Source organism: Nocardia sp. Root136 (assembly GCF_001427185.1).
GTDB classification, from domain to species: Bacteria; Actinomycetota; Actinomycetes; order Mycobacteriales; family Mycobacteriaceae; genus Nocardia; species Nocardia salmonicida.
The window spans coordinates 2,228,670-2,255,244 of sequence record NZ_LMFE01000001.1 but is presented as its reverse complement, the minus strand read 5'-3'; the positions used below and the strand labels follow the sequence as shown (position 1 = coordinate 2,255,244).

Sequence of the window (26,575 nt, the reverse complement as noted above, 5' to 3'; positions counted from 1 at the left end):
TTCGGTGGTGTCCTGTCTCAGTAGATCTGGCCGATCAAGGCCGGGTGCAGGCGTGGTCGCGATTGAACGAGCCGGCGCTTCCGGTGCCGGTGGGGAGGTTGTGGGTGGCGTCTGCGTATGCCTCCCCCGGGGTCGCCCCTTTACCGAAGCCCACGATCGGGAACCCTGCGACGATCGCGAGCGGACTCGTCACGACTGCACCGCAGCCGTTCGTGAACGTCACCACCATCCGGCAGTCGATGATGCCTTGACCTTTGCACGCTTGGTCGGCGGCTCGAATGGCGTCGGCTTCCGTTGGGTGGTTGACCGAAAACGCGTAGACATTGCCCCACACGCTGAGGGAAACGGCGCCCCAATTGACCGGGTCGGCGGCGGCGGGCGGTGCCGCGAGGACGGCAGCGGCGCTCACCGAGAGCGCGGCGGCCGCAAAGGACTTTTTGAACATACGGTTAGTGCTTCCTCTGCGCGCCGACCAGGGTGCGGCGATCGCATGGAAGATACCGCAGCGCATGGACGCGAGGTTGCCCCAAAAGTCTTGGGGTCACGGCAAAGACCGTCACGAAATCCAGCGCGACCGCTTCATCGCGCGTGAGTCACGACTCGTACTCCACCAGGTTGCTCGGGACAGGACAGGTGGTGTCCTGGCTCAAATTATGTGATGTCGCTCCAACCGGATTCACCTGGGCGGAATCAGTTACTGGAAAACACCGACCCGCCAGTTCGGATCAACGTAACTGAAGCAGATAGAAGTTCGGTGGTGGTTCAACTTTGCCCCATGGAATTGAACCGCCGATCAGATGGTCGACCCACCTACCAATCGGGTCACTCGTATTGTTGGGCCAGTACATCCATTCTTTACCTGCCAGGAGGTTGCCCAATGTCGCCAGGAAGAGTGTGAGTGTTTCTCGTCGTGATGCGGCCTGCTGCCATCGTGCGGACACAAGAAACCCGCACATATCTACGACTTCGGGGTAGCTCGCCGCGAGGTGCCGAGGGTCATTTAGCGAGACTCTTCCATCAGGGTTCAAGCCAAGGATTTCGAGCCGCCGATCGATACCTCGCACGTCGGCCTCGTCGTAAGAAATTCGACCCCAAACTTCCCGGGCCGTTGCGAAAGCATATTGAGTCGATTTGGGTCCAAATTGATTTGTAAGGCGGCGATGTCGAGTGTGAGCAGCGATGACTTCGGGGGTTCCGCTGATGTCGGCGGTCCCGCGAGAATATCTCTCACTGCTGATCCATACCCGATGTTTAGGGCAGCAATGGACGGATGGCGGATAATAGCGCATCACCCTGCCTCCAGGGTAGTGGCGGGCGCAGTTCTGGCAGGCAGGGCGCGGCCAATTCAACAAGTATGCGAGGTTGGTATGCCGGTTGGTCAGTTGTGGAAGAGCTTGGTCCAGTTGGATTTTCGGGTACCCGGTCGCGACGGCTAGCCGCGAGATGTGATGAGGTTGTAGGTGCAATCCGACGAGACCACGGTTAATTCCGAGCAGGTCATGCAGGACTTTCAGGGTGATGCGGTTATTGGTCGCAAGGCGTTGCAGGTAGGAAGTGGTTGTTTCGTTGAGTGCTGGAGGAACCGAGATAGGTAAGCGCCGTACCGGTTTGAACGAACTTGACGACGGTGGGCTCACGCCACGCCCTTTCGGCGTGCTGGCCTGCTACCTGGCGGAGAAGGCGGTTGACTATCTGCGGCATGGTCGAGCTTTTGAGCCTCCATGTGCGCTTTGGTAATCCTTTCGCTTCCATCGAGGATTGCATCGATTGCGGCCCCGCGAATGAGGTGCGAAAGGCTACCCAGCATGCCGTTGGTGCGTTGATACAGGTACCTGCTGTGGCGGGTCAGGCCGCCAGGGCGATGTTTATGCAGTCGGATGGCCTGTTCGAGAGTGATTACGAGCGCCTGCCAGTGTTGGCGTTGCTGTGACGAACCGTAGGCAAAGGGGCGGGTCGCGATAGTGGCAAATCTGCTGGCGATCTGGCTGCCGCGGATGCCGGAGAACAAGCCTGCATGGTCGACATCTATCCCTGCGTAGACGAATGTCGCTGGGATGCGTTCCGAAAAGTACTTGAGCTGGTCGGACACCTCCGCTCCGGAGCGCGTGGTCAGCGAGATGTTATGGATCTCGTCTACGAGCACCAGGTCACACCCGACGTCGCACAGTACTGCGCATACAGAGTTGGTGATGTCGGTCAGATTTGCGCGGCCGGTAGTGGGCAAACCGAGGAAGCGGGCGAACTCGACTGCGACCATTCTGGCAGTTGCGGCCGGCGGCAGGGTGATGTAGACGACCGGTATACGCGGCCCGCGAACAGGATTGCGTCTTCGGGTACTCAACTCATGGGCAAGGCCGAGTTGCGTCAGTGCGGTGGTCTTGCCGGTGCCCGCCCCTCCGGTAACGATCAGTCCACGCCGCGCAGATATCTGGCGGCGATTCAGGATAAGTAGGCGGCGAACGGTTTTCGCGATGTCCTGAATCGTCGGAGTGTTCACGACGATCAAGTCGGAATGGTAGTCCAACCGAGCGTCGTCATAGTCGTCTCTCTCCGCCGGCGAGAGGTCAAGCCAGTCTGAGCGAAGCTCAGGCGAAGTGCGGTCGCGCCCGACCCAAAGGCCCCAACCTTCTTTGGTAGTGAGCGGCGCGTCCGGAGGCGGGTCGAAGGTGTTTTGCTCTGTCACAACCACCTCTCGGCTTCCGCGGCGGCGTCGAAGACACCAAAGGGGACTACGTCGCCGTCCGGCTCTTCGGCGTCGAACTCACGGTCATCGGGCAAGGCGCTTGGATCGACCGGTTGGACAGCGGCGATCAGTCGCGTGGCAGCCTTTGTTCGAGCTGCCACCTTCCGTCCAGTTTTCGCTCGGTTGTCCGGTTTACTCGGCGGCCCGGACGAGGACTCATTCAGAAGCTCGGCGAGCGCCCGCGCGGCGGCAGTCTCCATCGGCTCGACCGATGGTCCGGCCTCAACGATCTTGCGGGCATGGCGCCACGTGAAGTCTGCGAACGGCGTCGAAACCATGGGCAAGTGCGTCCAAGGCGCGGGGATCCATCCACCGTCGCGGTGGTTGCGAACGAAAACCTGTGACAGGTCGTAGGGGTCGTAGCGGACCTCCCAAGCTCCGTTTCGTGAGGTGACGCCGGAGTGCTCCCGCCGGTAGGGATTGAGCGCTCGGTCGTCGTAGGTTCGCTGGTCGATTCGAATTCCGTAATCGTTGATCGTGCGCCATCGAGCGGGAAGGAGCTCGATGTAGTCATCCCCAGTCAGCATCAGCGGTAGGTATCCGGCGGCGCTTACGATCACCGCGTACATTTCGTTCGGCGAAACCACCCGATTGGAGTCGGGACTGCGCAGCCCCTGGTGTGGGCGGCGTTGCCAGTGGATCACCCACTCGTCGAACAGATCTTGGAGCTGTGCAAGCGACCACACAGCCTCGCTTGCGATCTCGGCGCCGCGGTGCGTGACATCTCGCCCTACGTAGCCGGAAACGTACTGGCAGAACAAGGTGTTGATCGACTGAAAAGTCCGCTCAATGACGCTGTTGTCGGTCGGGGTTCGCGGGTGCGACGGTTGAACTGAGATGCCCAACGTCTCACAGGATCGAACAAATGTTTCTGACAGGAAGACCTTTCCGCGGTCACAGCCAATCGTCTCCGGGATGATTACCGGCTTCGCCGCGGCATTTTCCATCCGGGTGTCGATGTCGGCGAGGCTGCGGTGCGGCAGCCGTGACACAGACATGCGTAGCACCTCTGCCCAACCTGGCCGCATCGGCTCCGGTACAAGCATCCGTGCGAGAAGTAGCGAGGCATCGATCGCTTTGGTGCCGACCGGCCGCAGGATCGCGGCCGCTATCGTGCGCGTCGCCACGTCGACGACCGCGGTCAACTCGACCCGTCGCGCAGTTCCGTCGTCGAAGGCCGCCAACACATCCAGCGGGGTCGTGTCGATTTGAACATGTTGCCCCGGTCGTGAGGCCCAGGTCGGCGTGAACGCACCCTCGGGCCGGTTAGCGGCTGAACGTCGCGTCTTCGCCGACCCGAACGTGTGGCGACCGGTCGACATTGCTGCGACCAGCCGGTTGAACGTGGCCTTCGATGGCATGGCAACGACCCCCTCGCCATGGCGCTGTGCCAGAAGATTTTCCACTTGTCGTCGCAAGCGGTCTCGGGTGCCGGTGGACCGCCGGGTTTCGCCATCCAGGGTGTCTTGGACAGCGGCCAGCAGGCGTTCATCGGTACGACGATAAGTAGATGAAGGTCGGGTCATGCGGCCATCGATCAACGCACGTACGCCACCAGAACGGTAGCGGGAACGCATCCGCTGGACAGTAATTGCGCTGGTCGGCATACCTGCCGCCGACAGCTCCGCTGCCTTGGCAGACTCTCGCTGGCGAATCGTGTTCCGCGCCGGGTCATATTCAGGACGCGGCACCGCGCCGGGGCCTGCCCCGGGCGGCAACCCCGTATCGACCTCGATCACGTGATGCTCCCACTCCCGAGCACGCTTGGCGGCTTCGGGAGACACATCGGCCAAGTCATGGCTGGCCAAGCCTCTGGGATTGGCTAGTTCGTCGACACGGCCGAGAACCGCGAAATCAGCCGAGTCAACCAGATGCGCGAGTAGAACAACCGTGGCTGTTCCGTCTGCGGCGGTCAATCTGACCTGTGTTCCCGAGAGCCCTACGACTACATGCTCAGTACCGTCGTAGATGACGCGGTCGCCGACTAGTAGCAGTTTCGTCACCGGGCGACCGCCGATACCGTGGATAGGGATTCGAGACGCTGAGACAGATCAGCTACCAATTCCCGCGACCACATCAAATGGTGCAACACGGGCATGATCGCCACCGGATCGCCCACCGATCTCACGCCCTCGATCAACGGGCGTGGTCTGGCGAAGGCCGCCGTCAATGCTGCTGCTGTCGGATCGATACGGTGACGGGGGTGCCGATACCCGCCTAGCCATTGCACGTTGGACAACCACACCGGATCATGTTCAGCCACACGCCGATACACCCAACCTGCTTCAGTACAAGCCTGCTGTGTGATCGAGAAGGCGGCTTCGTCACGTGGCTTGATACGCGTGGTCGGTCGGCAATCGATCACCACACCTGTACCGTCGGCGCGGCGCGCGAAGAAGTCCGGTGCGTGCGATCGCGTGCGCTGGCCATCGTGCCAGAAGAGCCAAAACGGTTGTGCTGCGTATCCGACGACATCCGGATCGAAATCGAGCGCCATCGCCTCGTCGCGCTCCAGCCAAGACTCGTAGCCGACGTGGCGCGACGTCGTCGCCGACCAGTACAACCCAGGATTGTGCCGCTGGCCACGAAACACAGGAATCGAACGGACCGGTGGTACCCGTTCGAAGGCGACGGCCAGTGCATCTTCGAGGGGGCACCGAACCTCACCGCCATCCGGCATGACGAATCCGATCCCGAATCGTGTCGGCCGGAACGTTCGGTCCGTGGCTGTCGCGCGCAAGCCGCCTGACAACTTCGATTCCATTCTGTTAGGAAGTTATCGACCTATATCGCGCAGCGATCATGGCACACAGGCACCAGATGCGTTGAGGCAATGATGGATTGAGATGCAGGATGCTTCTGGTCCGACAGCCACGGAGCTGGGCGACTTCCGAACTGTTGCGAGATCGCCCAGGCATCCGGATGTCAGCAGTCGTAGCTCAAGCAGCCTCGGTGGCTGCGGCGGCGCGCTTGAGAGCAGCGCGTCGGCGGGTTTCGGCTTTGGCCCGTTCTCCTCGACGAAGTTCGTCGCCTTCGATCCGAATCCATTCGTGGGTCTCCAGCCACCGTTGCTGAGCGCGGCCGTCGCCGGCGTTGAAGAACAAGGGCACCCCTTTGTCGTCGGTCGTCGATTCGGCGAGTTCCCCCCAGGAGGGACTACGGTCGTGGAGGCGCCGATGGATGCCGATGTGACGGGCGACCGAGTAGCCGATGATCGGTGCCGGTGCGTGGGATACATGGTCGCCGTGGAACCGGGTGTGGAATCGGCGACCTGTACACAGTGAGCGCGGCCGCCGATTGAATGCAATCCACCCGGCTCGCTCCAGGATGCTGAACAAAGGGCCGCGGGCGAGACGGTAGTCAGGAACACGCCCGTTGGTCAAAGCCCACCACGTGGTCAGCGCTTCTGATTGCCAAGCCTCATGCCACGTCGGACCGATCTTGTTGCGGGCCCAGTGCAGCGCGATGACCTCGGACAGTAACTCTCCGAAACTGTCTCGGTCGGCTCGGATGACCGCCGCAAGCCGTTTGGTTTCGGCGAGTGCTTCAGCCTTTCCCTCGGCGGTCGACCTCGGTACAGGCGGCTCGGCGATCACTTTTGACACCGCCTCTGGCGTGGGTACCTGTCCTGATTCGAGCACCCATAACACGAGCTTTGCTCGATCACCGATGCACCGAGCGAGATCCAAGGGCTCGCGCTTGCAGAATCCGTATCTCACCGGGTCAACCGCTCGAGAGAGTCTGTACGCAGCCTCCATGTCGCCTGCCAGGCCGGTTGCTGCCAGCCACGATTCGGCGGTGGGGTCGACGCCTGCCTGGCGTCCTTCACGATCACTGTGGACATCGATCAGCTCCGATCTCAGGTGATGTGGTCAATCGCTCCAAGCGAGCCGGGCGCTGAAGGCAGGGCTCGCCGAGTTCGGTTTACGCGGACCGCTGACTAGTCCGGTCGAGATGTTCGCTCGCGGCGATCGACTCGGCATAGTACGACGTTTACACACGGGATGGAAGCACATAGGACGTTTACGCTCTGGATCAATCTGCACTGGACAGATGAGCTTGCGGGTGTATGTCCAGTCCAGCCAAGCCGCCGATCAATCCGACCGCTCAGGCGTTCGGAGCGCGAGTGCGTGCCCGGCGGACGGAACTCGGCTGGAGTCAGGAGGCTGCGGCACATGCGTGCGGTGTCCACTGGACGTACCTCGGGCAGGTCGAACGAGGGCAACGCAGCCCCCGGGTGGAGAACATCCTGCGATTTGCAGTAGGGCTTGATACGACGCCGGGTGAGCTGCTCGACGGTATCCCCGCGCCTACTGGCCCGTCTTAGATGCCGAACGCAAATTCGCTGGTCGATGCTGGTACATGGCTCCGGAGACGGTGCATGGCTGAGTACGGCTGTGTTCTTGCTCGACCACCAAAATCTATTTGCGGGCAGAGCAGGAAGCGCGGACGATGGCCCGATGATCTTCGATTGGTGTCGACACTGTGGTCAACACAGGGAAATGACGGAGGAACACCTGCCTCCGCGGGCGACGGGGAATGACGCCGAAGTCATTCTTTTCACGGAGTCAGAGGATCCTTCGCGCGTGCTGCTGCACGAATTCCGAGACGGACATGCGTTGCAGTCGCTGTGCGGCACGTGCAACACCGGCGCGAGCAATCGGGGTCTGCCCCAGGCGTACACCGCCTGGAACCGCGATGTGATCGCCTGGATCCACCGCGCCGTCCACGAGTTATGCGAGGACTACGGCGCTGCGCCAGAGGATATTTGGAGCGTTTACCACACCGATGGGCGAGCGAAGGAACTGTGTATCGACCACGGCAAGGGCGAGAACCTCGATGGGATGAACAATCTCCACCCTGGCCGGATCGCACGACAGGTGCTCGGAATGCTGCTGGCAGTACAACGAACCGACGTTCTGCTGAAAGAGCACCCGCAGTTGGCTGCGGCGTACTTCTCGGAGGAGTCTTCCTCGATCGCGCCGTTCAGCTTGCACGTCGCGCTGGCGGACGCAGGCATCAACTACTTGAGCTCCGCTGCGATGCTGGCGACGATTCCACTTACAGCCGCCGCGGCCGCGGCAATGGCTGACTCCTCATCCGATATCCGGTTCTGGATGGTTAGTTTTCCGCCTTTTCTGATCTGCCTGGTGGAAGGGGAGATGTCTCCGATCACCGCCACCCGCATCGACCATTGGTTCGACCAGCCAACTGGCAAGACGTTTACCAAGTCGATGCGAAAGACGGCCTACCCGATCGCGCTGCACAGCGAGCCTGTAGTCAGGGACTTGTACGTCGGCCGCTACGAGGAGGGGGAACAGCCGGCAGTGCTCACGAGGAAACCCCGCAGCTTATAAGTCGCCGAGGTCGAGGACCGGTGGCTAGGAGGCAGTTCCGCACCGATGAGGTCCCGTATTCAACTGTCGCGGTACGGCCCTCTGAAAGCCGCACGCGCGGCGACTGCCGTTGGCTTAACTGTTGTGGGGTTGATCGGGCACAGGCCATATCAGTGGTACGCCAGCGGCAAGCCGTGTGCCAGCGGCGTACCAAGGCTGAGATGTCATCGGTGTCGAGCAACGCGTTCGCGTAGCGCCCGGTTAGTGAAGGGCCGCCGTCGTCGCAGGCCGCGAATTCCATATCTGCGATCTGGCACATCGCGAGTTGGCTTCGACACCGCGCAGCGTGGCTAACCTCGCACATGATGCATATCCGGATCGGATGCGGAGCTGGTTTGTAAACCGCACACCACCTGAGGCTGGCCTGCTGCAACATGTAGGGGTCCGGTGATTGCTCTCGCCGATGGTGGCATCTTCTGCGCTCATGTCTGCTGCACGTTGGACTTGCTTATCACCGATGATCCGGGGTCAAGGCTCGAACTCGCGAAATCGTCATCAGGAATCGACGGGACTATCTCGCTGAATCCACAGTTTTGAATCGATGCCCGGAAGAGGTCCAGTACGGCCTGTGAACCAGATCCGTTCTGAAGAGGCTGGGTAAATTCGCTCAAACAGTTCCGGCGATGGCGATGGTATTCGAGTCGGTTTCGATCAGTCCCGCTACTGGGAAGAGTGGCCGCCACGAGTCGCTGCTGTACCACAGCAGCGGCAGGCTGTTGTTGGGTACAGTGTCGTAGAATACGATCAAGGCAGCCATACTCTGGTAGCCCAATCGGTTTTTCCGGGCTAGCCGACGCAGTCCACCACCGTCGGTGCAGAAGGCCGCCATCGATGACCGGTGTTGTGGATCGGTGAGTATCTCACTGGTCTCCGTGAAGCAGCGGTCGCGGTCACCGAGTAGTCGGTGTGCCTCGATCTTCACTCGATCCCGGAACGCCGACAGGTCGCTGACAATTTCTTGCAGCGCAGTCTCGAACGCAACAACGACGAGAATCCTCACCTTCGCGTTTGGGAACCGCCGGAGAAGGCGCTTTAGGGGCGCGTTCTCCGGCTCCGTGTAGGCACGCAAAGTCCTGCCTGAGCCGACGATGTCGTCGGTGACGATGAACCAATCCGGCGGCTTGCCGCCGAAGTCTGGCCACTGTTCCTCTGCATCCTCCAGGTTTAGCTCCGGGAGGCGATCCCAGTTGGCCTGGTTCTTAAGGGCGTGCGCCAGGCGTGGACTGCTAGCACCGAGTGGTTGCCACCGGCAGAACGACACCCGTCCCTTGGTGGGTATCCCGGATGAATTGATGAGGTGGGCGAGTGCGCGGTAGAACTGACGCGTCCCGATGTAGTACTTCTGCGCTATCGACTGTACGAGCTGGAGCGCGATGGGCTGGAGCGCACTGGGGAATTGTGTCAGCCAGGATATCAAATCCTCCTCGGCAAGTTCATGGCCGCGGTAAGATACTTGGGCCGTCAACCATCTAACTTCGTGTGGGAGAACCGCAAGTACCGCCGCTTTGCTGATTGGTTGATTTGTGTCATATCCGCATGCGGCCTCGAGCACGCGGCGCAGCATATGCAGATGGTCACCTGCACTGGCCACCGAACTCAGCACACTAGACAATTCGTCGTCTTCGGTGAGAGTGGACTGTCCCGCTAACGAGGTCAAGATGCTGCTTGCGATGGTCATGATGCATGACTCTTCAGACGGAACGGGGACGTCGATGCGTCGTCCGAATGCCGTCCAAAGCCAATGCTCCGTCGGGATAAGGGCTTCGGCGTCGACTCGCCGTGAACCGATGATCACGATGTCTTCAGCGACCTGCCAAGTCGTTCCATGGACGTCGGTATAGCGCCGCTCCGAGATAGCTGTTCGCAGCCGCTGGGTGAACTCGACCGGAAGGTTGTGCAGGCCCGACAGGAATAGGACAGTCGCTTCCTCTCGCCCGAGAAGCCCGGGTGCGGTGATGTTGTTGCCTACACCCTGTACTTCACCTGGCGCACCGAAGAGAGTCGCGGACAAGGAATCGACCGAATCGGTTGCGACGACCTCCTGGAAGTGCATACCCATCTCGCTCGCGAGGGTGCGGGCGAGGATTCGTTTTCCAGACCCAGGCGGACCGGTCAGCAGTACGGCCGGAAGCTGGCTTCCTGCAATGACTGCGTTGCCGAGGCGCTCCAGCAGATTGCGCTGTGAGCCGCTCAGGACTATTGGCTCCATCGTCACTCCGTGCGTGGCGACGCGGCGCGGCGGTCCGAGGTGGGCGACTCGACGAAACGGGCAGGTATGGCAAGGGGTCCGTTCGACTCGAACCGGATCGCGCAGGTCACAATCTGACCACGCTCTGGCGGTGGAGAGAAGTGACGCGGCCGGAACGGCACACTCTGGTGCAAGTCGAGTAGATAGCCTTGTGCTCGCCAGTCAGTAATCCGTTTGTCCACCCGCATCTGGGTTAGCCGTGGTTGGACCGGGTCTGCCTGTTTCCGCCAGATGTCGTACATGCGGATCGAGGGAGAGTCTTCGCGACGAGCCTGCGCACGCAATCGTCTGAAGCATTCGGCCCCCGCCGAATAGTCTTCGGTCTGGTAGCAGAGTACGGCGTAGCGGAACAGGTCCAGCGGGCGGACCGACTCCGAGTTCTCGGCGTCTAATCGCTGGTAGAGCCTCTTGAGTAGACCGAAGTCGCGCTGATCGATTGGTTGGCGCTGAAGCAAGGAGATTCGCAGACGGACCGAGCGGTTTTGCAATATCATCCCGTTGCGCTCCCCGGAGTCGAGGACTGCGAGCGCGCGGTCGACATTCTGCTTTCCCTGAGTCAATAGGCAGAGCCATGCTTTGCAGTAGTACCCGAGTTCAGGGTCGGCTGAATTGATCAATTCGTCGATGTAGGTTTCGCCGAGCTCTTCGCTAAGCCGAGAGAAAGCTTCGGTGCGATACTGCGCGATTTGCTCGGTCCAGGCTGGTTCTGGTGCCGAGTAATTCGCGGCCACGTCCTCTGCCTCATTAAGCAACTCTAGAGCCTGCGTAACCTCGGATGCTTTGACCATCTGTTCCTCAGCGCCGGCCGAACTAGCGTGGTCCAGGAGTCGGCGGCTAAAAGCGAAAAGAGCCTCCATGTTTACGCCGCCAGAGAGCTCGATCGCCTTTTCGAAGGCGGTGCAGGCACTGGTCCATGCCGCCGCACTATCGATCTCGCGGCCTGCCTCCTGCAGAGCAAGGGAGTAGCGGTAGTTCGCTGTGCCGAGAGTGTTATAGAGATGGCTGGGGAGCTCGTCACGTCCAGCGCGACGAGGTAAGCTGGCAGCCCTTTCTAATTTTTCGATGGCACTGGCGAAGCGCGCGAGCCGCGTGTCGTTCGGGAGGCGGGGCGTGCGTTGGTCGGCAGACCGATACAGCAACCGCGCCCAGTGATGCAGAATCGCTTTACTCTGGTCGCGGATTGCGGGAGGAATCAGTTCGAAGGTCTGCAGCCGCCAGTCCCAGTCAGATTTTTCACGGTCCTCGAACTTCGGCGCCAGCACATCCTTCGCCAGCGACTCGGCGACCCAGATGTCTGCGTTGCTGCCGGGCGACAGTCCCCCGAGGACGGGAGCAAGCTGATGCATCCGCGCCTCGGAGGAGCGGGCGGCGGCATGGTGCTCTAGATAGGCGAGTGCGAGCGCCGGATGGAGAAACCGAATGACATCCTCGTCGAGGCCCTTCGCTGGCCCGCTCCAAGTTACGATGCCGTCCAGCTGCCGTACAGCAGCGGAAAGATTCGACGGATAGGTGCCGCCCACAGCTGGGCGAATGACTGTCCAGACTGGGCTCGGCAAGCGGAACGAGGACATTGCGGCCACGTATTTGACGATGTCACGCACTGCGGCATCTGCGATCGCCTCGCTACGCTGCGTAATCCACCGACCCAGGAAGCTCTGTGCCTGCTCGGCATCAGGCAACTCCATACCGTCGGTGAGGAAGAACCGTAGCGCGACCCAGAACAGCGATCCTGTGCGATTATCATCGCCGATCGGCCACCGCGTTGCCTGGTCGTACCGCTGCCATTGGTTCTGAGACGGGACGACCACGGGGAGACTCCACTGCTCGACCGTTTCGGACATGCTGCGCCAGCATTGTTCGATCTCCTGCGGAGCCAGATCTGCGCGCAGTCGAGGAAGCACCGCCATTCGCTGCGTCCGGCGCTCAGTGTCGGTTGGCGCATCTTGCGGAGCAACGGCGTGCAGCACAACGGCCGAGCGGCCCTGTCGGGCGAGTGCTCCAGCGATGCTACGGGCCGTAATACCGCGTTGCTCGTGCTCAACGTCGATCACGATGAGCAGCGGCGGCACTTGCTCAAGGCCGAGGGACAGGGCCCCTTCCGAAAGCATGGTCGCGAAGGCGGCTAGTTCTTCGTGGTCGATGGCGATCTGTTCGGGGCGCAGGACGAGCGTCGGGAATCCGTCCCGAGCGGCAGCATACGCCGAGGCCCGTAGTAGCGTTGTGACCCCTGCTCCAGGTTCGGCCGGAAGCCGCATAACGAAGGTCGACGCAGTCCCGGATCGTTCTTGAACCTGCCGGAGCGCTGTGAGGACATCTTCATGCAATGGCTTGCTCTGGGTTCTGTAGTCACGCCCGACTGGAAGGCCGACGCTGTAGGCCGACCAGTCCTCCAGGCTGCTGTCAAGAAACGCGAGAAGGTTCTCCATCTTGAACGACGCTGTCGGGGCGATGCGCTGCTCGGTGAGGAACGAGAATCGGGCGAGAATCCGATCGATATCGCGGATGCGTAGCCTCAGAGTGCGGTTCCCGATCCGCACACTGTGTTGTTGACTGTCGGTTACGCGCGGCGCGCCCGCCTCCGCCATAGCCGCGAAAAAGTCAGCCTCTGTACCACGCCAAACGTGGACGACGACTGATGAGCTCGTTGGTAGGTCAGGCTCCTGGGCTTCCGGTGGCCAGACAAGAAGAATCTCCAGGTCGACGATCGGGCAGTCTTCAAGGACTTCGGACAGCCTCACCAGATCCTCGATACCGCGGGCACCGAGGACAATCAGGGCTCGTTCCCGGTACTGCTGCAGACGCTCAGCAAGCGTCCACGCAGTCCGCTCGCGCACACGCTCGCGCACTGCGCCGTAACGAGAGCTGGGGGGAGCATCTGGATCGAGCACCCCGGGCAAGACATAAACTGGCAGGAACTCACGAGAGGACAGTTGTACAGAGGCATCCTCATCAGCTGCGAGCAGGACAATTTGCCGAACTTCCGGCTCGGTCATCTGGGTCGCGGCCCTCAATGCTGGCAGCAGGGGGCTTGCCGCGCCCTCAAGCCACACGGCCTCCCAGTAGTAGGCCGAAATGTCAAGATCGAGGTGGTCAGGCTCAAGTCGATACCGTATCGTCGCATCAGCCGCCGAGGCCGAGTAGTCGTGTGGCTCTTCCCCAGGGCGGAGGTCATGCGCTTGGCACGCCCACAAGAGAGCGCGCCGATCGCGAACGCGCATTGTGATGGAGGTGGGTAGGGAATCCGGCACTCTGCTAGTCACACGCTTTCGTCGGTCACGCGGTCAATTGCCGACCGCTGAATGAGGGGCGCGACGTAGAAGGGTCGCGGGGTAGGTGGTCGCCCCTGGATGATGGGCGCCCAGTCCGGGGTAGTTTAGCCCTCGTTCGCTGTGGACGACGGTATGTTGACGAGCGGCAAATTTGCCAGCCGAGCTGGCCAGCTGGAAGCGGATATCTGGCACCCGCGCCGCTGACGACGGAACGTGAAACCGATTTATGCGCGGCAACGCAAATCGGACCACCTGGTCGGTGACCCTGGCTCATCCGCGAACCGTCAGGTGACGCAGGGTTTCCTCCAGTGGCGCTGGCGGCCGGGTCGCATCGTCGGTGCGGCTGCCGCGAGTTCCTTGAATTTATCTGGATTTTAACGACTACTCAGGCGTCCGTTAGTTGAGCCGTAGTCGAATGTCTATGGGCTCTCGAACACCCCTGTAGGGTATGCGACACGCCAGCGGATGCCTTTGTGCGGCGATGGTACTTCGAAACGGAGTCGAACACTGGCATACCGAGGTCGATTGCTGCGGCAATGCGCTGGAAGATGGTTGTCGATCTACGCAATTTTCTCGGCGGCGCCCGGAGTAGCGTATTTGGAGTCCTCCGGCTTCGCCGAGCCAGCATTCGCGTTTGGCCTCGATGATGCGGGCTTCGAGGGTGTCGCGGATCTCTTCCAGCCAGGTCATTGGGTGGGGTCCGGCTGTAGGGGTGAACATCTCACACATGCATGCTGGTGAATTCACGGAGATGCGAAGGCTCGCGCGCAGGTTCCGACGGAGACTGTCCGGTTTTCGAAGTGTGCGAGGAAGGTCGTCCGGCGGCCTGATCGTGGCGATCAATCGCCCTTCCGGCCGCCGGTTGACGCCGACCGGGACGAGGGTGCCGATCTGCCGTAGGTCGACGCAGCAGCCCGCGAGGGGCGGGCGGGACTCAGCCCGCGAACTCCCGCGCACTGGTCGAGCTCTCGCAACAGGTGCGATCCATCCCTTTGTGCACGATCACGGTTAACCCGGCATCACATGCACTGAGTCGGCATCACGTTGATGCGGTGGGCATCAGATTTTATGAGTCTGCAACAGATCCAATGAGTCAGGACAAGTGGCTGGGTTACTCGCTTGCCAAGCTATGTCCCGCTCCGTATATTCCTACTGGAATATTTGGTAGGGAACATATAGCTGGTTGGAGGTGGCGGGGTGGGGCAGCCCGGGCGGAATGTGATGACGCCGTTGGCTATCGCGGTGCTCGCGTTGCTCGATGAGCGGCCCATGCATCCGTACGAGATGTATCAACTGCTGATCGCTCGCCGGGAGGATCTACTGGTCAAGGTGCGGCCGGGGTCGCTGTATCACGTGGTGGCCAGGCTGGCCGACGAGGAGATGGTGGCCGCGGAGGGCGTCGGTCGGGCGGGGAACAGGCCGGAGCGGACCACCTATCGGATCACCGATTCCGGGCGTACCGCGCTGCGCGGGCGGATCGCCGAGTTGCTGCGGACGCCGGTGCAGGAATATCCGATCTTCCGGTTGGCGTTGGCCGAGGCGCACACGCTCCCGCAGGAGCACGTTGTCGCGTTGCTCGACGAGCGCGTGGAGTACCTGGGTCAGTCGCGAACCGACATGGACGTGCTACTCGACTGGATGCGCAGCCGTGCCATCCCGCGACGCTATTACTTTGTCCTGGAATACATTCGGGCCACCATCCAGGCCGAACTCGGCTGGATCGAAGTCTTCGCCGCCGAACTCGGCAGCGGCGCCGTGCCGTGGGAGCAGTACGACCCTGACACCGGTGAACGGATCACCGACGATCACACCCACGAATGGCCGAGTGGGGATCACCCCGACGCCGCGCCCCGGCCTCGCTGGGCCGCCCGAAGTTGAATCCCTCTTGTGGAGATTGGAACCAATTCGATGACCACCCAACGTAATCCGTGGCTGGCGCTCACCGCGCTCGTGGTCGGGTTCTTCATGATCCTGTTGGATATGACGATCGTCGCGGTCGCCAATCCGGCCATCATGACCGACCTCGGCACCGATATCTCCAACGTCATCTGGGTCACCAGCGCCTACCTGCTCACCTACGCGGTGCCGCTGCTGGTCACCGGCCGTCTCGGTGACAAATTCGGGCCGAAGAACATCTACCTGATCGGCCTCGCGATCTTCACCGGCGCGTCGCTGTGGTGCGGCCTGTCCGGCAGCATCGGCATGCTGATCGCCGCCCGCGCCGCCCAGGGCGTCGGCGCCGCGTTGATGACGCCGCAGACGATGGCCGTGATCACCCGCACCTTCGCGCCGGACAAGCGCGGCGCCGCGATGGGCCTGTGGGGTGGCGTCGCCGGGCTGGCGACGCTGGTCGGTCCCATTCTCGGTGGTGTGCTGGTCGACAACCTCGGCTGGGAATGGATCTTCTTCGTGAACGTGCCGGTCGGCATCATCGCGTTCGGGCTGGCCGTGTGGCTGGTGCCCGCGCTGCCGACCAACGACCACAAGTTCGACATCGTCGGTGTCGTCCTCAGCGGCATCGGCATGCTCGCACTGGTTTTCGGTATCCAGGAAGGCAATTCGCAGGACTGGTCGCTGCGGATCTGGCTGCTGATCGGCTTCGGTGTGCTGATGCTGGTCGTGTTCGTGATCAACCAGGCGCGCAACAAGGGCGAACCGCTGGTGCCGCTGAGTCTGTTCCGCGACCGCAATTTCGCGCTGTCGAACCTGGCGATCGCCGCGATGGGCGCCGCGATCACCTCGATGATGGTGCCGTCGTACTTCTACCTGCAGGCGGTGCGGGAGATGACGCCGACCATGTCGGCGCTGGTCTTCGCGCCGATGGCGATCATCACCGGTTTCACCGCGCCGTTCATCGGCAAGGTGTCGGACAAGCTGCCGCCTCGACTGCTGCCGACGATCGGCTTCGTGCTGTTCGCCGGTTCGGTGGCCTCCTTCGGTGCGCTCATGAGCCCGGATTCGTCGATCGGCTGGTTCCTGCTCGCGGCCGCTGTCGCGGGTCTGGCCAACGCCTGCATCTGGGCCCCGCTCGCCACGACCGCCACCCACAACCTGCCGGTCGCCCAGGCCGGTGCGGGCGCCGGTATCTACAACACCACCCGCCAGGTCGGCTCGGTCCTCGGTAGCGCCGCGATCAGCGCCCTGATCGCCGCCCGCCTGACCGCCAACGGACTCGGCGACAGCGGCCCGGTCGGCGAAGGCGCGGCCACCGGCCCGCTCCCGCCCCAGATCATCGACGAATTCAGCACCGCACTGGCCCAGTCGATGATCCTGCCCGCCGCGATCCTGGTGATCGGCATCGTCGCCTCGGCGCTGTTCGTCGGCCACGGCAGATCGGCCGGAAAGGTTCCCACGCGGGAGAAAGCCGACGCTTCGGCCTGATCGCGGCGTCGAGTTCAGTTCACCTGGATGGTGAGAGTGGGGTAGCCGGTGGCGCCGTCGGGGACGACGTCCTGTTCCACAGCGGTCTGGGGCTGACCGGTGGTGTCGATGGCGCGGGCACGCAGGGTGTGTTGGCCGGGGGTGGCGTCCCAGTCGTAGGTCCATTGGCGCCAGGTGTCGACGGTGACCTCGGTGGACAGGCGAGCGGGTCGCCAGTCGCCGTTGTCGATCTGCACTTCGACGCCGGTGACGCCGCGATGTTGGGCCCAGGCGACACCGGCGATCACGGTGCGGCCCTGCGGGATTCGGCCACGACCGCGCGGAGTGTCGATGCGGGTTCCGGTTTTGATCGGGCCCTGCGCCGACCAGCCGCGGCGGGTCCAATAGGCGGTGGCTCGGTCGAAGCGGGTGACCTCGAGTTCGGTGACCCACTTGGTGGCGGAGACGTAGCCGTAGAGGCCGGGGACCACGAGACGGGCGGGGTAGCCGTGCTGGACGGGGAGGGGTTCGCCGTTCATGCCGATGGCGAGGAGGGCGTCGCGGCCATCGGTGAGTACGGAGAGCGGGCTGCCCGCGGTCCAGCCGTCTTTGCTGTGGGACAGGACCATGTCGGCGTCCGGGAGCGGGCGGGCTTGCGCGAGGAGTTCGTCGAGGCGGTAACCGAGCCACCGGGCATTGCCGATGAGGTCGCCGTTGATCGGATTGGACACGCAGGCCAGGGTCACCAGGCGCTCGACCGCGGTGCGGCGCAGAAGATCGTCCCAGGTGAGGGTGATTTCCTGTTCGACCATGCCGTGGATGCGCAGCGACCAGGAGTCTGTGGATACCTGGGGAACGATCAGCGCGGTGTCGATGCGGTAGAAGTCGCTGTTTGGGGTGAGGTACGAGGTGAGCCCCGGCACGCGCAGGTCGGCGTCCGGCGGAAGATCCGGCAATGGCGCGGCCGCTCCGGGGAGTTCGACGGTCGCGCGCTCGGCTGTCACGTCGTGGCGGGCGCCGCCGAGTAGCCGACCCGCGAGCCCGGCTCCGATGGCGAGCACCCCGGTCGCCGCGATACCGCCGAGCACGCGCCGCCGCCCTTCTCCCGTGGTCGATGGGTCGCCGACCGTCGATGTGGCGTCGGCATCCTGTTGTGGCGCAGTGGGTTCCGTTGCCGGTCGCCGCGATTCGGCGGCGTCGTCGATCCGCCTGGTCAGCCCTCGCAACGCGAGAATCCCAGCGGCGGTGCCGATCAGCGCGGGCAGCGCACCGGCGAACCCGCCGACTCGGCCTGCCCCGATGACGGCGGCGACCACCCCGAAGACCGCGAACGCGACCGACCCGATCGGCCTGGCCGTCCGCTCCACGACCCCGGCGACCCCCGCGACAACGAGCGCGACGATGCCCATGCACACGAACAACACGGCTTTGTCGTTCGTCCCGAAGGTCGAGATCGCCCACTCTCTGACCCCGTCGGGCGTGTGGTCGACAACGGTCGCGCCGAGTGCGTACGCGGGCGCACTACCGGCCCCGGTGAACACCGCGACCAACTCCGCCACACCGAGTACCAGTGCCGCGGCCACGATCCCGGCCATCGCCCGCATCAACGCCATGGTCCGAGCCTACGTCGCGGCCGAATCGCCCCGGTGACCGATTTGTGACAGCCGAACGCCTCCCGCGATCCGCTGTCGAAAACTACACTGTGTAGTAGAAATGATCCCCTCGGCAGGAGACCTGATGACCGAGACAGCTCCGGACAAGACACTGCGCGCCACGACGGCGATCTTCGCCGTGGCACTCCTGGTCCACGGCGCCGACCACCTACGCCGCGGCATGGACGCCACCTCGGCGCTGGTGAACGCCCTCGGCACCCTGCAACTCCTCTTCGCCCTGTTCACAGTGTTCCTGGTGTTCCGAGGTCACTCGGCGGCCCCACGCGCCGCGGTGTTCATCGGCTTCGCGAGCGCGTTCGGCTTCACGATCGTGCACGTGCTCCCGGACTGGTTCGGCCCACTCAGCGACAGCTTCGTCAACGCCCCGCCGAGCTCCAGCGTCACCGGATTCTCCTGGTTCGCGGCACTGTTCGAGATCGCCGCCGACCTCGCGATCGCCTTGGTCGGATTGCGAGTGCTGCGATCCAGGCGGGTGAGCGTTGCGTGGAACCGCACGATGCCGCCCACCGCGCTGGGGTCAGAAGGTTGCCATTGATGCGGCGCTGGTTCGTTGATCGGGCGAATTTCTAGCGAACTCTGCAGGCCGAGGCATACTTTGGTGGCGTGCAACTTCGCTACCAATACCGTGTGTACCCGACGACGGGCCAGCGGAACGCGCTGGCTCAGACGTTCGGTTGCGCGCGGGTGGTGTTCAACGATGCACTGCGCGCCCGTCGTAGGGCTCACGAGTCGGGCGTGAAGCTGTCGGATACGGCGGTGCAGAAGTTGGTGGTTACCGAGGCCAAGCGCACAGTCGAGCGCGCGTGGCTGGCCGAGGTGGCGTCTGTTGCGCTGGTGCAGGCGTGCCAGGATGCAAGGCTGGCTTACCGGAACTGGTTCGACTCGATATCGGGCAAGCGCAAAGGGCGCAAATTGGGCGCGCCACGGCTCCGGTCCCGAAAGGACAATCGGCAGGCGATCCGGCTTACCCGAAACGGGTTCTCGCTGAAACCGGGTCGAAAGCTGTACATTGCGAAGGTCGGAGAGTTGAAGGTGGCCTTGGTCGCGCGAGCTGCCGTCGTCGCCTTCGAGCGTCACGATCATCAAAGACTCCGGTGGGCGGTACTTCGCCTCGTTCGTTGTGGAGATCAGCAACGAACAACTCCCCGAGGCAGAGTCGGAAGTCGGCATCGATCTGGGGCTGACGACGTTCGCTGTGCTGTCGAACGGGAAAAGGATCACCTCTCCGAAGTTTCTGCGGCAGGCCGAGCGCAGGCTCCGTCGGGTGCAGCAGTCGTTGTCGCGCAAGGAGAAGGGCAGCAAGGACCGGGCCAAAGCGTGCTTGCGGGTGGCAAGGGTTCACGCCAGCGTGGCCGATGCCAGGCTGGATTTCGCGCACAAGCACTCGACGCAGATCATCCGCGACAACCAAGCGGTGTTCGTAGAGGACTTGTGTATTCGCGCGTTGGCTCGAACCCGGTCGGCGAAGTCGGTTCACGACGCCGGGTGGGGAATGTTCATCCGACTGCTCGAGCAGAAGGCGCGACGGTACGGGCGGGCCTTCTGTAAGGTGAACCGCTTCTATCCCTCGAGTCAGATCTGCTCCACATGTGGTGTGCGCGACGGACCGAAACCACTCTCGGTCCGGGAATGGACGTGCGTTTGCGGGGCGGTTCACGACCGCGACCTCAACGCAGCCAAGAACATCCACGCCGCCGGACGGGCGGAGTGGCTAAACGCCTGCGGAGAGGCTGCAAGTCTTTCCGCCTAGCGGGAAGCGAGCCCCTGTGAAACAGGAACCCACCGAGGAGACCCGAAAGGGCTCAGTAGGATTCCCGGTCGTTCACGACCGGGAGGGCGTCAAAGCACGTTCTCTCTTACGATTCGTGTCTGCAGTCTTGTTGGCAGCCGCGATTCCCCTGGTATCGCCCACCCATTCCGCTACCGCCGCACCCTGTTCCGATATCGAGGTGGTGTTCGCTCGCGGGACCGCCGAGCCGGGCGGCGAACTCGGTCTGACCGGTGTCTCCTTCGTCGAAGCGCTGCGCGCGAACGCGGGCGGACGCTCGGTCGGCTCGTATGGCGTCGACTACCCGGCCAGCAGCGACTTCGCCGACCGGCTGGCCTTCGCGCGCACCGTCGTGGAGGGGATCGGTGATGCCCAGCGGCGGGTCGAATACCTCGCGGCGAACTGCCCGAGCTCCCGGATCGTCCTCGGCGGATATTCCCAAGGCGCGGCGCTGGCCGGTTTCGCGACCGGTGTCGGGGTGCCGGAGGGTGTGCTGCCGGAGTACGAGATGTATCTGCCGGAGCCGATGGCGCCCGAGGTGGCCGAGCACGTCGCGGCGGTCGCGCTGTTCGGCAAACCGTCGGATCGGTTCATGGCCGACGCGGACGCACCGCCGGTCTCGGTCGGCGCGCTCTACAAGAACAAGACCATCGAGCTGTGTGTCCCCTCGGACAACATCTGCGACGGATCCCCACTCGCCCAACCCAATGCCGCGCACAGCCTCTACGGCATCAACGGAATGACCATCACCGCAGCGCAATTCGCGGCGCAACGGTTCTGAACAGCCGAAAGGCCGGTTGCGCGAACGCAACCGGCCTTTCGTACGCGTGGGATCAGGAGTAGATCTTGTCTACTTCGCCCGCGTACTGCTTCATGACGACGGCGCGCTTGAGCGACATCTTCGGGGTGAGCTCCCCACCCTCCTGGGTCCAGTCGACCGGGAGGATGCGGATCTTCTTGATCGCCTCGGCCTTGGAGACCTTCTTGTTGGTCTCGTCGATCGCGGCCTGCACCTCGGCGACCAGCGCCGGGTTCTCGATCAGGGTCTCGATCGCGGTGTCGGCGGCGACGCCGTTGCGATCCTTCCAACCCGGCAGGGCCTCCGGGTCGAGGGTGATCAGCGCGCCGATGAACGGCTGTCCGTCGCCGACGACCATGACCTGGCTGATCAGCGGGTGCGCGCGCAGGGCGTCCTCGAGGACCGCGGGGGAGACGTTCTTGCCGCCCGCGGTGACCAGGATTTCCTTCTTGCGACCGGTGATGGTGACGAAGCCGTCGGCGTCGATGGCGCCCAGATCGCCGGTCTTGAACCAGCCGTCCTCGAACGCCTCGTCGGTGGCCTCGGCATTGCCCCAGTAACCGTCGAACACGACCGAGCCCTTGAGCAGCAGCTCGCCGTCTTCGGCGATCTTGGCCGCGTGGCCCTGGATCGGACGACCGACCGAGCCGACCCGGATGAACGCGGGCGTGTTCACGGTGAACGCGGCGGTGGTCTCGGTCAGGCCGTAGCCCTCGTAGATCGTCACGCCGGCACCACGGAAGAAGTGGCCCAGGCGCGCGCCCAGCGGGCCACCACCGGAGACAGCGGCCAGGCACTGGCCACCGAGGGCCGCGCGCAGCTTGCTGTAGACCAGCTTGTCGAAGACGAAGTGCTTGAGCTTGAGCAGCAGGTCAGGGCCGCCCTTGGTCTCGAGCGCCGTGCTGTAGGCGATGGCGGTCTCCGCGGCGGCGTCGAAGATCTTGCCCTTGCCGCCGTCGTGCGCCTTCTGCTTGGCGGAGTTGAAGACCTTCTCGAACACGCGCGGCACCGAGAGGATGAAGTCGGGCTTGAAGTCGCCGAACTGCTCGACCAGGGTGGTCCAGTCCGAGCTGTGGCGGATGGTCACCTTGGAATCGAAGGCGATCAGCGCGACGGCGCGGGCGAACACGTGCGCCAGCGGCAGGAACAGCAGGGTCTTCTGACCCTCGGAGACGAACGCGCTGAGCTCGATGCCGCCCGAACGCGACTCGGCCCACAGGTTCGCGTGGGTCAGCTGGACGCCCTTGGGACGGCCGGTGGTGCCCGAGGTGTAGATCAGGGTCGCGGGGGAGGCCGCGCCGACCTGCTTGCGACGCTCGTGCACGACGGAGTCGTCCAGCTCGGCGCCGCGCTCGGTGAGCGTGTCGATGGCGCCCTTGTCGATCTGGATGGTCTCGGCCAGCGCGGGCAGCGAACCGGCTTCGATCTCGTCGATCGTGGCACGGTGCTTGTCGTTCTCGACGACCAGCAGCTTGGTCTCGGAATCCTGCAGGATCCACTTGGCCTGCTCGGCGGCCGAGCTGTCGTAGATCGCGACGGTCACGCCACCGGCGGCCCAGATCGCGAAGTCCAGCAGCGTCCACTCGTAGCGCGTGGCGGCCATGATCGCGACGCGGTCGCCCAGTTCGATGCCGGAGGCGATCAAGCCCTTGGCAACGCCGGTGACGGCCTTCGCGAACTGCGCTGCCGTGACGTCGTTCCAGCCGCCGCTGCCGTTCGGGACGTTGAACAAGACCGTATTCGGCGTCTCTTCGCCGAAGCGGAAGACGTTGTCGGAATTGTTCGCATCGTCCGGGATGGTGTAGGAAGCCGGAACTTCGAACTCTCGCATCTGTGCCCTTCCAGTGGGTTCTACTCGCCAGTAATCTACGACACGTTCGCGCGGGTCGCGATATCGCCGCCCGAATTGCCCGTCACCAGGACTTATCGTAAATCGTTGATCGATACCGGCTGAATTGCCTCTCGCAGGAATTCCGCGAGTTCGCTCAGTGCCAGCGCTGCCTCGGTGACCAGCGCGGCTTGCAGTTGTGCGACGTGCCAGAGGCCGCGGGTTTCGGTGAAGCGGACGTGCACGCCCGCTGCACGCAGGGCTGAGACGAGCTTGCGACACTGGTCGTGCAGGAGTTCGCTCACATCGACCTGCACATAGGTGGGCGGCAGACCGATCAGGTTTCCCGACAGCGGGGCGTAACCCGCTTCGGTGGCGGCGGCGTCGCCCAGGTAGTAGGCGGCGCACGCCTGCGACCACGCCCGGTTGATCACCAGGTCGCGGTCCTTGCTCGGCACCTCGGTGGGGTCCACCCACGGCGCGATGAGGCCGAGTGCGGCCGGCGTCATCTGATGCCGCTCGATCAGCCGCTGCGCCAGCGCCATCGCCAGGCCGCCGCCCGCCGAGTCGCCGGCCAGACAGATCTGATCGGGCCGGTAGCCGACGTTGCCGACCAGGTCGAGGAACGCGGCTTCGGCGTCGTCGAGACCGGCCGGGAACGGGTGCTCCGGGGCCAGCCGGTAGTCCAGCGAGTACACCGCGCACGCTGTCTCGCGCGCGAGCCCGGCCACCAGCGAACGGTGCGTGGCGATGGAACCGACCACGTAGCCGCCGCCGTGCAGGTACAAGATCGCGCCCGCGGCACGTTCGGGCGGGACCGCCCGGGTACGCGAACCCGGAATGGCAGTCTCGGCGATCACGCGTTCGGCGGGGCGCCCGCCCAGCTGCAGGTGCTGCACGACGGAACCGTCGGGCACCAACTGCAGCCGGGAGACCGCGTCGAGCAGAACGCGCTGCACCACCACCGGTAGCCGCGCGTTGAGTGTCACCCGGAACACCGGGTCGAGCACCGTGCGGGCGATCGGCAGCGGAATCTTGAACTCGCGCATGGAGTTTCCTCAGGTCTGGAGGAGCGTCAGTGTGGCATGAAGCGGCCGTTGACCACGGCCGAGATCCGGCTGTAGCCGGAGGCGAGGAAGCGCACGCTCACGTCGAGCACCTTGGCCTCCCAGCCGATCAGCACGCGGGCCTGGCCCTTGCGCACACCCTCGGTGATGGTCTGCGCGGCCATCTCCGGGGTGTGAATCGCCAGGTACTTGTCGAACAGGGTGGCGGCGTTGGCGCCGTCCATGCCCTCGGCGTAGGTGGCGTTGCGGGCGACCGCGGTCTTGATGCCACCGGGGTGTACGCAGGTGACCTTGACGGGCGCCTTGGCGACCTTCATCTCCTGGAACAGCGCCTCGGTGAAGCCGCGCACCGCGAACTTGGCCGAGTTGTAGGCCGCCTGGCCGGGCACGGCGACCAGGCCGAAGAGGCTGGACACATTGATGACGTGGCCGTCGCCGGACTCGATCAGCATCGGCAGGAACGCCTTGGTGCCGTTGACGACGCCCCAGAAGTCCACATCCATGATGCGTTCGATGTCTTTGAACTCGGTCTTGATCACGTCACCGTGGTAGGCGATACCCGCGTTGTTGTAGATCTGGTGCACGACGCCGAAGTGCGCCTTCACCTGATCGGCGTAGAGCAGGAACGACTCGCGCTCGGCCACATTGAGCCGGTCGGACTTGACCTGCGCGCCCAGCTTCTCGCAAGAGGCGACGGTCTGGGCTAGGCCCTCGGCGTCGATATCGGACAGCGCCAGCTTGGCGCCGCGCGCGGCCAGGTTCTCGGCCAGTGCGCGGCCGATACCGGAGCCCGCTCCGGTGATCACGCATACCTTGTTCGTGAAGTAAGCATCTTTGCTCACTGTGCTGCCACCACTTCCCTATCGGCGTCTGCGGTTGTCGTAGTGTAGGCGGCGGCATCGAAATGCCGTGTGAGCCTACGGAATTCGAAGGTGAAGTCCGGCCACAACGTGGTGTTGTTGCCGTGCTTGTCCAGATACCAGCTGGCGCAGCCGCCAGTGTTCCAGACGGTCTTGCCCAACTTTTCCTGCAGGTCGGCGTTGTAGGCCCGCTGCGCTTCTTCGCGCACCTCGACGGTCCGCAGACCGCGCTTGTCGATCGCCGCCAGCGCGTCGCTGACGTAGTTGATCTGCGATTCGATCATGTACACCATCGAGGTGTGGCCGAGCCCGACGTTCGGGCCGACCAGGAAGAACATGTTGGGGAAGTTCGCGATGGCCGAGCCCTTGTAGGCCTGCTGGCCGATCTCGTCGAACACCTCGGCCAGCGTGCGCCCGTCGCGCCCGACCATCGAGTTGTAGGTCGGGGAGTCGGTGACGTGGAAGCCGGTGGCCACGATCAGCGCGTCGATCTCGCGCTCGGTGCCGTCCTTGGTGACGATCGAGCCCGGCTTCACCTCGGCGATGCCGTCGGTGATCACGTCGACATTGTCGCGATCCAGCGCGGGGTAGTACTCGTTGGAGATCAGCATGCGCTTGCAGCCGATCCGGTAGTTCGGGGTGACCTTCTTGCGCAGTTCGGGATCGCGGATCTCGATCTGCAGCTTGGCGCGCGAGAGGGCCTCGAAGGCCTTCATCAGCACGGGGAAGCGGGTCAGGCCGACGACCTGGGTCTCCCGCGCGGCGTAGATGGCCGCGCGGGAGAGGCGCTGCACGGCGGGGATGTGCTTGAACGCCAGCCGCTCTGGCAGCAGATACGGGCGGTCCATGCGCGGCAGCAGCCACGGCGCGGTGCGCTGGTAGACGTCGAGGGTGGCGACCTTGCTCGCGATGGCGGGCACGATCTGGATCGAGGAGGCGCCGGTGCCGATCACCGCGACGCGCTTGCCGGTGAGGTCGGCGTCGTGGTTCCAGCGGGCGGAGTGGAAGATCTCGCCCTCGAAGTCGTTGATGCCCTTGATGTCGGGTAGCGACGGCTCGCACAGCGCGCCGACCGCGGAGACCACGGTGTCGGCGGTGAAGTTGCCCTTGGTGGAGCCGATCTCCCACTGCGCGTCCGCGTCGTTCCAGCGGATGCTCTGCACGTCGCAATCGAAGATGTGCCGGTCGAGCACGTCGTGACGCTCGGCGACGCTCTTGATGTAGGCCTGGATCTCGCCCTGCTTGGAGAACGAGCGGGTCCAGTCCGGGTTCGGGGCGAACGAGTACGAGTACAGGTGCGAAGGCACGTCGCAGGCAGCACCGGGGTAGGTGTTGTCACGCCAGGTGCCGCCGACTTCGCTGCCGCGCTCGAGCACGAGGAAGTCGTCGCGACCCTCCTGGCTCAGGCGGATGGCCAGGCCGAGCCCGGCGAACCCGCTGCCGACGATGATCGTCTTCACATGGCGGGTTTCGGCGATCAGGGGTTCGACAGCGTTGTCTGTGACCTTGCGACTCATGTAAAGCAGAATACGGTCTTATTGAGTCTGAGTCAACAGCTATTGAG

Annotated in this window: 20 protein-coding genes and 1 pseudogene; 8 read left to right on the top strand and 13 right to left on the bottom strand. The window is 63.6% G+C overall.

What is annotated here, in order from left to right:
* Positions 1–34: 34 nt before the first annotated feature.
* From ASD42_RS10405 to ASD42_RS10385, 6 genes are all read right to left on the bottom strand, one after another.
* Positions 35–445 carry a DUF4189 domain-containing protein gene (locus ASD42_RS10405; RefSeq protein ID WP_056813314.1) on the bottom strand — a complete coding sequence of 137 codons (411 nt, stop codon included), beginning with the start codon at positions 443–445 and terminating at the stop codon, positions 35–37.
* Between the two features lie 280 nt (positions 446–725).
* Positions 726–1,637 carry a TniQ family protein gene (locus tag ASD42_RS33750; RefSeq protein WP_084787060.1) on the bottom strand — a complete coding sequence of 304 codons (912 nt, stop codon included), beginning with the start codon at positions 1,635–1,637 and terminating at the stop codon, positions 726–728.
* Positions 1,634–2,683 carry a TniB family NTP-binding protein gene (locus ASD42_RS10400; RefSeq protein ID WP_056813311.1) on the bottom strand — a complete coding sequence of 350 codons (1,050 nt, stop codon included), beginning with the start codon at positions 2,681–2,683 and terminating at the stop codon, positions 1,634–1,636. Before ASD42_RS10400 ends, ASD42_RS33750 begins: the two co-directional genes overlap by 4 nt.
* A complete protein-coding gene (locus tag ASD42_RS10395) occupies positions 2,680–4,746 on the bottom strand; it encodes a Mu transposase C-terminal domain-containing protein (RefSeq protein ID WP_056813308.1) in 2,067 nt (688 codons plus the stop codon). Before ASD42_RS10395 ends, ASD42_RS10400 begins: the two co-directional genes overlap by 4 nt.
* Positions 4,743–5,507, bottom strand: a complete 765-nt coding sequence (locus ASD42_RS10390) for a TnsA-like heteromeric transposase endonuclease subunit (protein WP_235569364.1) — start codon at positions 5,505–5,507, stop codon at positions 4,743–4,745. Before ASD42_RS10390 ends, ASD42_RS10395 begins: the two co-directional genes overlap by 4 nt.
* Before the next feature lie 175 nt (positions 5,508–5,682).
* A complete protein-coding gene (locus ASD42_RS10385) occupies positions 5,683–6,462 on the bottom strand; it encodes a hypothetical protein (protein WP_156677418.1) in 780 nt (259 codons plus the stop codon).
* Positions 6,463–6,812: 350 nt separating this feature from the next.
* On the opposite strand from ASD42_RS10385, the gene ASD42_RS33745 reads away from it, so the two are divergent.
* Positions 6,813–7,070 carry a helix-turn-helix domain-containing protein gene (locus ASD42_RS33745; RefSeq protein ID WP_084787058.1) on the top strand — a complete coding sequence of 86 codons (258 nt, stop codon included), beginning with the start codon at positions 6,813–6,815 and terminating at the stop codon, positions 7,068–7,070.
* Between the two features lie 259 nt (positions 7,071–7,329).
* Positions 7,330–8,100 (top strand): hypothetical protein, encoded by a 771-nt coding sequence (locus ASD42_RS10380; protein ID WP_156677417.1) that lies wholly within the window; start codon positions 7,330–7,332, stop codon positions 8,098–8,100.
* A gap of 646 nt (positions 8,101–8,746) precedes the next feature.
* Here ASD42_RS10380 and ASD42_RS10375 read toward each other — a convergent pair.
* Positions 8,747–10,348: a phosphoribosyltransferase-like protein gene (locus tag ASD42_RS10375; RefSeq protein WP_056813300.1), complete on the bottom strand. Its 1,602-nt coding sequence runs from the start codon at positions 10,346–10,348 to the stop codon at positions 8,747–8,749.
* A 2-nt stretch (positions 10,349–10,350) separates the two neighbouring features.
* The gene (locus tag ASD42_RS10370) at positions 10,351–13,380 is read right to left on the bottom strand and encodes a hypothetical protein (protein WP_156677416.1); all 3,030 of its coding nucleotides are present in this window, start codon (positions 13,378–13,380) and stop codon (positions 10,351–10,353) included.
* Between the two features lie 1,473 nt (positions 13,381–14,853).
* Here ASD42_RS10370 and ASD42_RS10365 point away from each other — a divergent pair.
* A complete protein-coding gene (locus ASD42_RS10365) occupies positions 14,854–15,534 on the top strand; it encodes a PadR family transcriptional regulator (RefSeq protein WP_056813294.1) in 681 nt (226 codons plus the stop codon).
* 30 nt (positions 15,535–15,564) lie between these two features.
* A complete protein-coding gene (locus ASD42_RS10360; protein ID WP_056815975.1) occupies positions 15,565–17,037 on the top strand; it encodes a DHA2 family efflux MFS transporter permease subunit in 1,473 nt (490 codons plus the stop codon).
* Positions 17,038–17,051: 14 nt separating this feature from the next.
* Here ASD42_RS10360 and ASD42_RS10355 read toward each other — a convergent pair whose 3' ends face one another.
* Positions 17,052–18,629 carry a molybdopterin-dependent oxidoreductase gene (locus ASD42_RS10355; protein WP_056813291.1) on the bottom strand — a complete coding sequence of 526 codons (1,578 nt, stop codon included), beginning with the start codon at positions 18,627–18,629 and terminating at the stop codon, positions 17,052–17,054.
* 124 nt (positions 18,630–18,753) lie between these two features.
* Between ASD42_RS10355 and ASD42_RS10350 the strand changes: the two genes are divergently transcribed.
* The 4 genes and pseudogenes from ASD42_RS10350 to ASD42_RS10340 all read left to right on the top strand — a co-directional run bounded on the left by ASD42_RS10350 (position 18,754) and on the right by ASD42_RS10340 (position 21,238).
* The gene (locus tag ASD42_RS10350) at positions 18,754–19,224 is read left to right on the top strand and encodes a hypothetical protein (protein ID WP_056815971.1); all 471 of its coding nucleotides are present in this window, start codon (positions 18,754–18,756) and stop codon (positions 19,222–19,224) included.
* Positions 19,225–19,292: 68 nt separating this feature from the next.
* Positions 19,293–19,364, top strand: a pseudogene (locus ASD42_RS35215) (helix-turn-helix domain-containing protein); the annotation flags it as partial.
* A 376-nt stretch (positions 19,365–19,740) separates the two neighbouring features.
* Positions 19,741–20,439, top strand: coding sequence for an RNA-guided endonuclease InsQ/TnpB family protein (locus ASD42_RS35210; RefSeq protein WP_327152887.1), 699 nt, complete (start codon positions 19,741–19,743; stop codon positions 20,437–20,439).
* A 115-nt stretch (positions 20,440–20,554) separates the two neighbouring features.
* A complete protein-coding gene (locus tag ASD42_RS10340) occupies positions 20,555–21,238 on the top strand; it encodes a cutinase family protein (protein ID WP_056813289.1) in 684 nt (227 codons plus the stop codon).
* Between the two features lie 52 nt (positions 21,239–21,290).
* On the opposite strand, the gene ASD42_RS10335 is transcribed toward ASD42_RS10340, so the two are convergent.
* The 4 genes from ASD42_RS10335 to ASD42_RS10320 all read right to left on the bottom strand — a co-directional run bounded on the left by ASD42_RS10335 (position 21,291) and on the right by ASD42_RS10320 (position 26,528).
* Positions 21,291–23,087, bottom strand: a complete 1,797-nt coding sequence (locus ASD42_RS10335) for an AMP-dependent synthetase/ligase (RefSeq protein WP_056813286.1) — start codon at positions 23,085–23,087, stop codon at positions 21,291–21,293.
* Positions 23,088–23,179: 92 nt separating this feature from the next.
* Positions 23,180–24,133, bottom strand: coding sequence for an alpha/beta hydrolase (locus tag ASD42_RS10330; protein ID WP_056813283.1), 954 nt, complete (start codon positions 24,131–24,133; stop codon positions 23,180–23,182).
* A 26-nt stretch (positions 24,134–24,159) separates the two neighbouring features.
* Positions 24,160–24,993 carry an SDR family NAD(P)-dependent oxidoreductase gene (locus ASD42_RS10325; protein WP_056813280.1) on the bottom strand — a complete coding sequence of 278 codons (834 nt, stop codon included), beginning with the start codon at positions 24,991–24,993 and terminating at the stop codon, positions 24,160–24,162.
* Positions 24,990–26,528, bottom strand: a complete 1,539-nt coding sequence (locus tag ASD42_RS10320; RefSeq protein ID WP_056813277.1) for a flavin-containing monooxygenase — start codon at positions 26,526–26,528, stop codon at positions 24,990–24,992. The genes ASD42_RS10325 and ASD42_RS10320 overlap by 4 nt, the downstream gene beginning before the upstream one ends.
* Positions 26,529–26,575 lie beyond the last annotated feature (47 nt).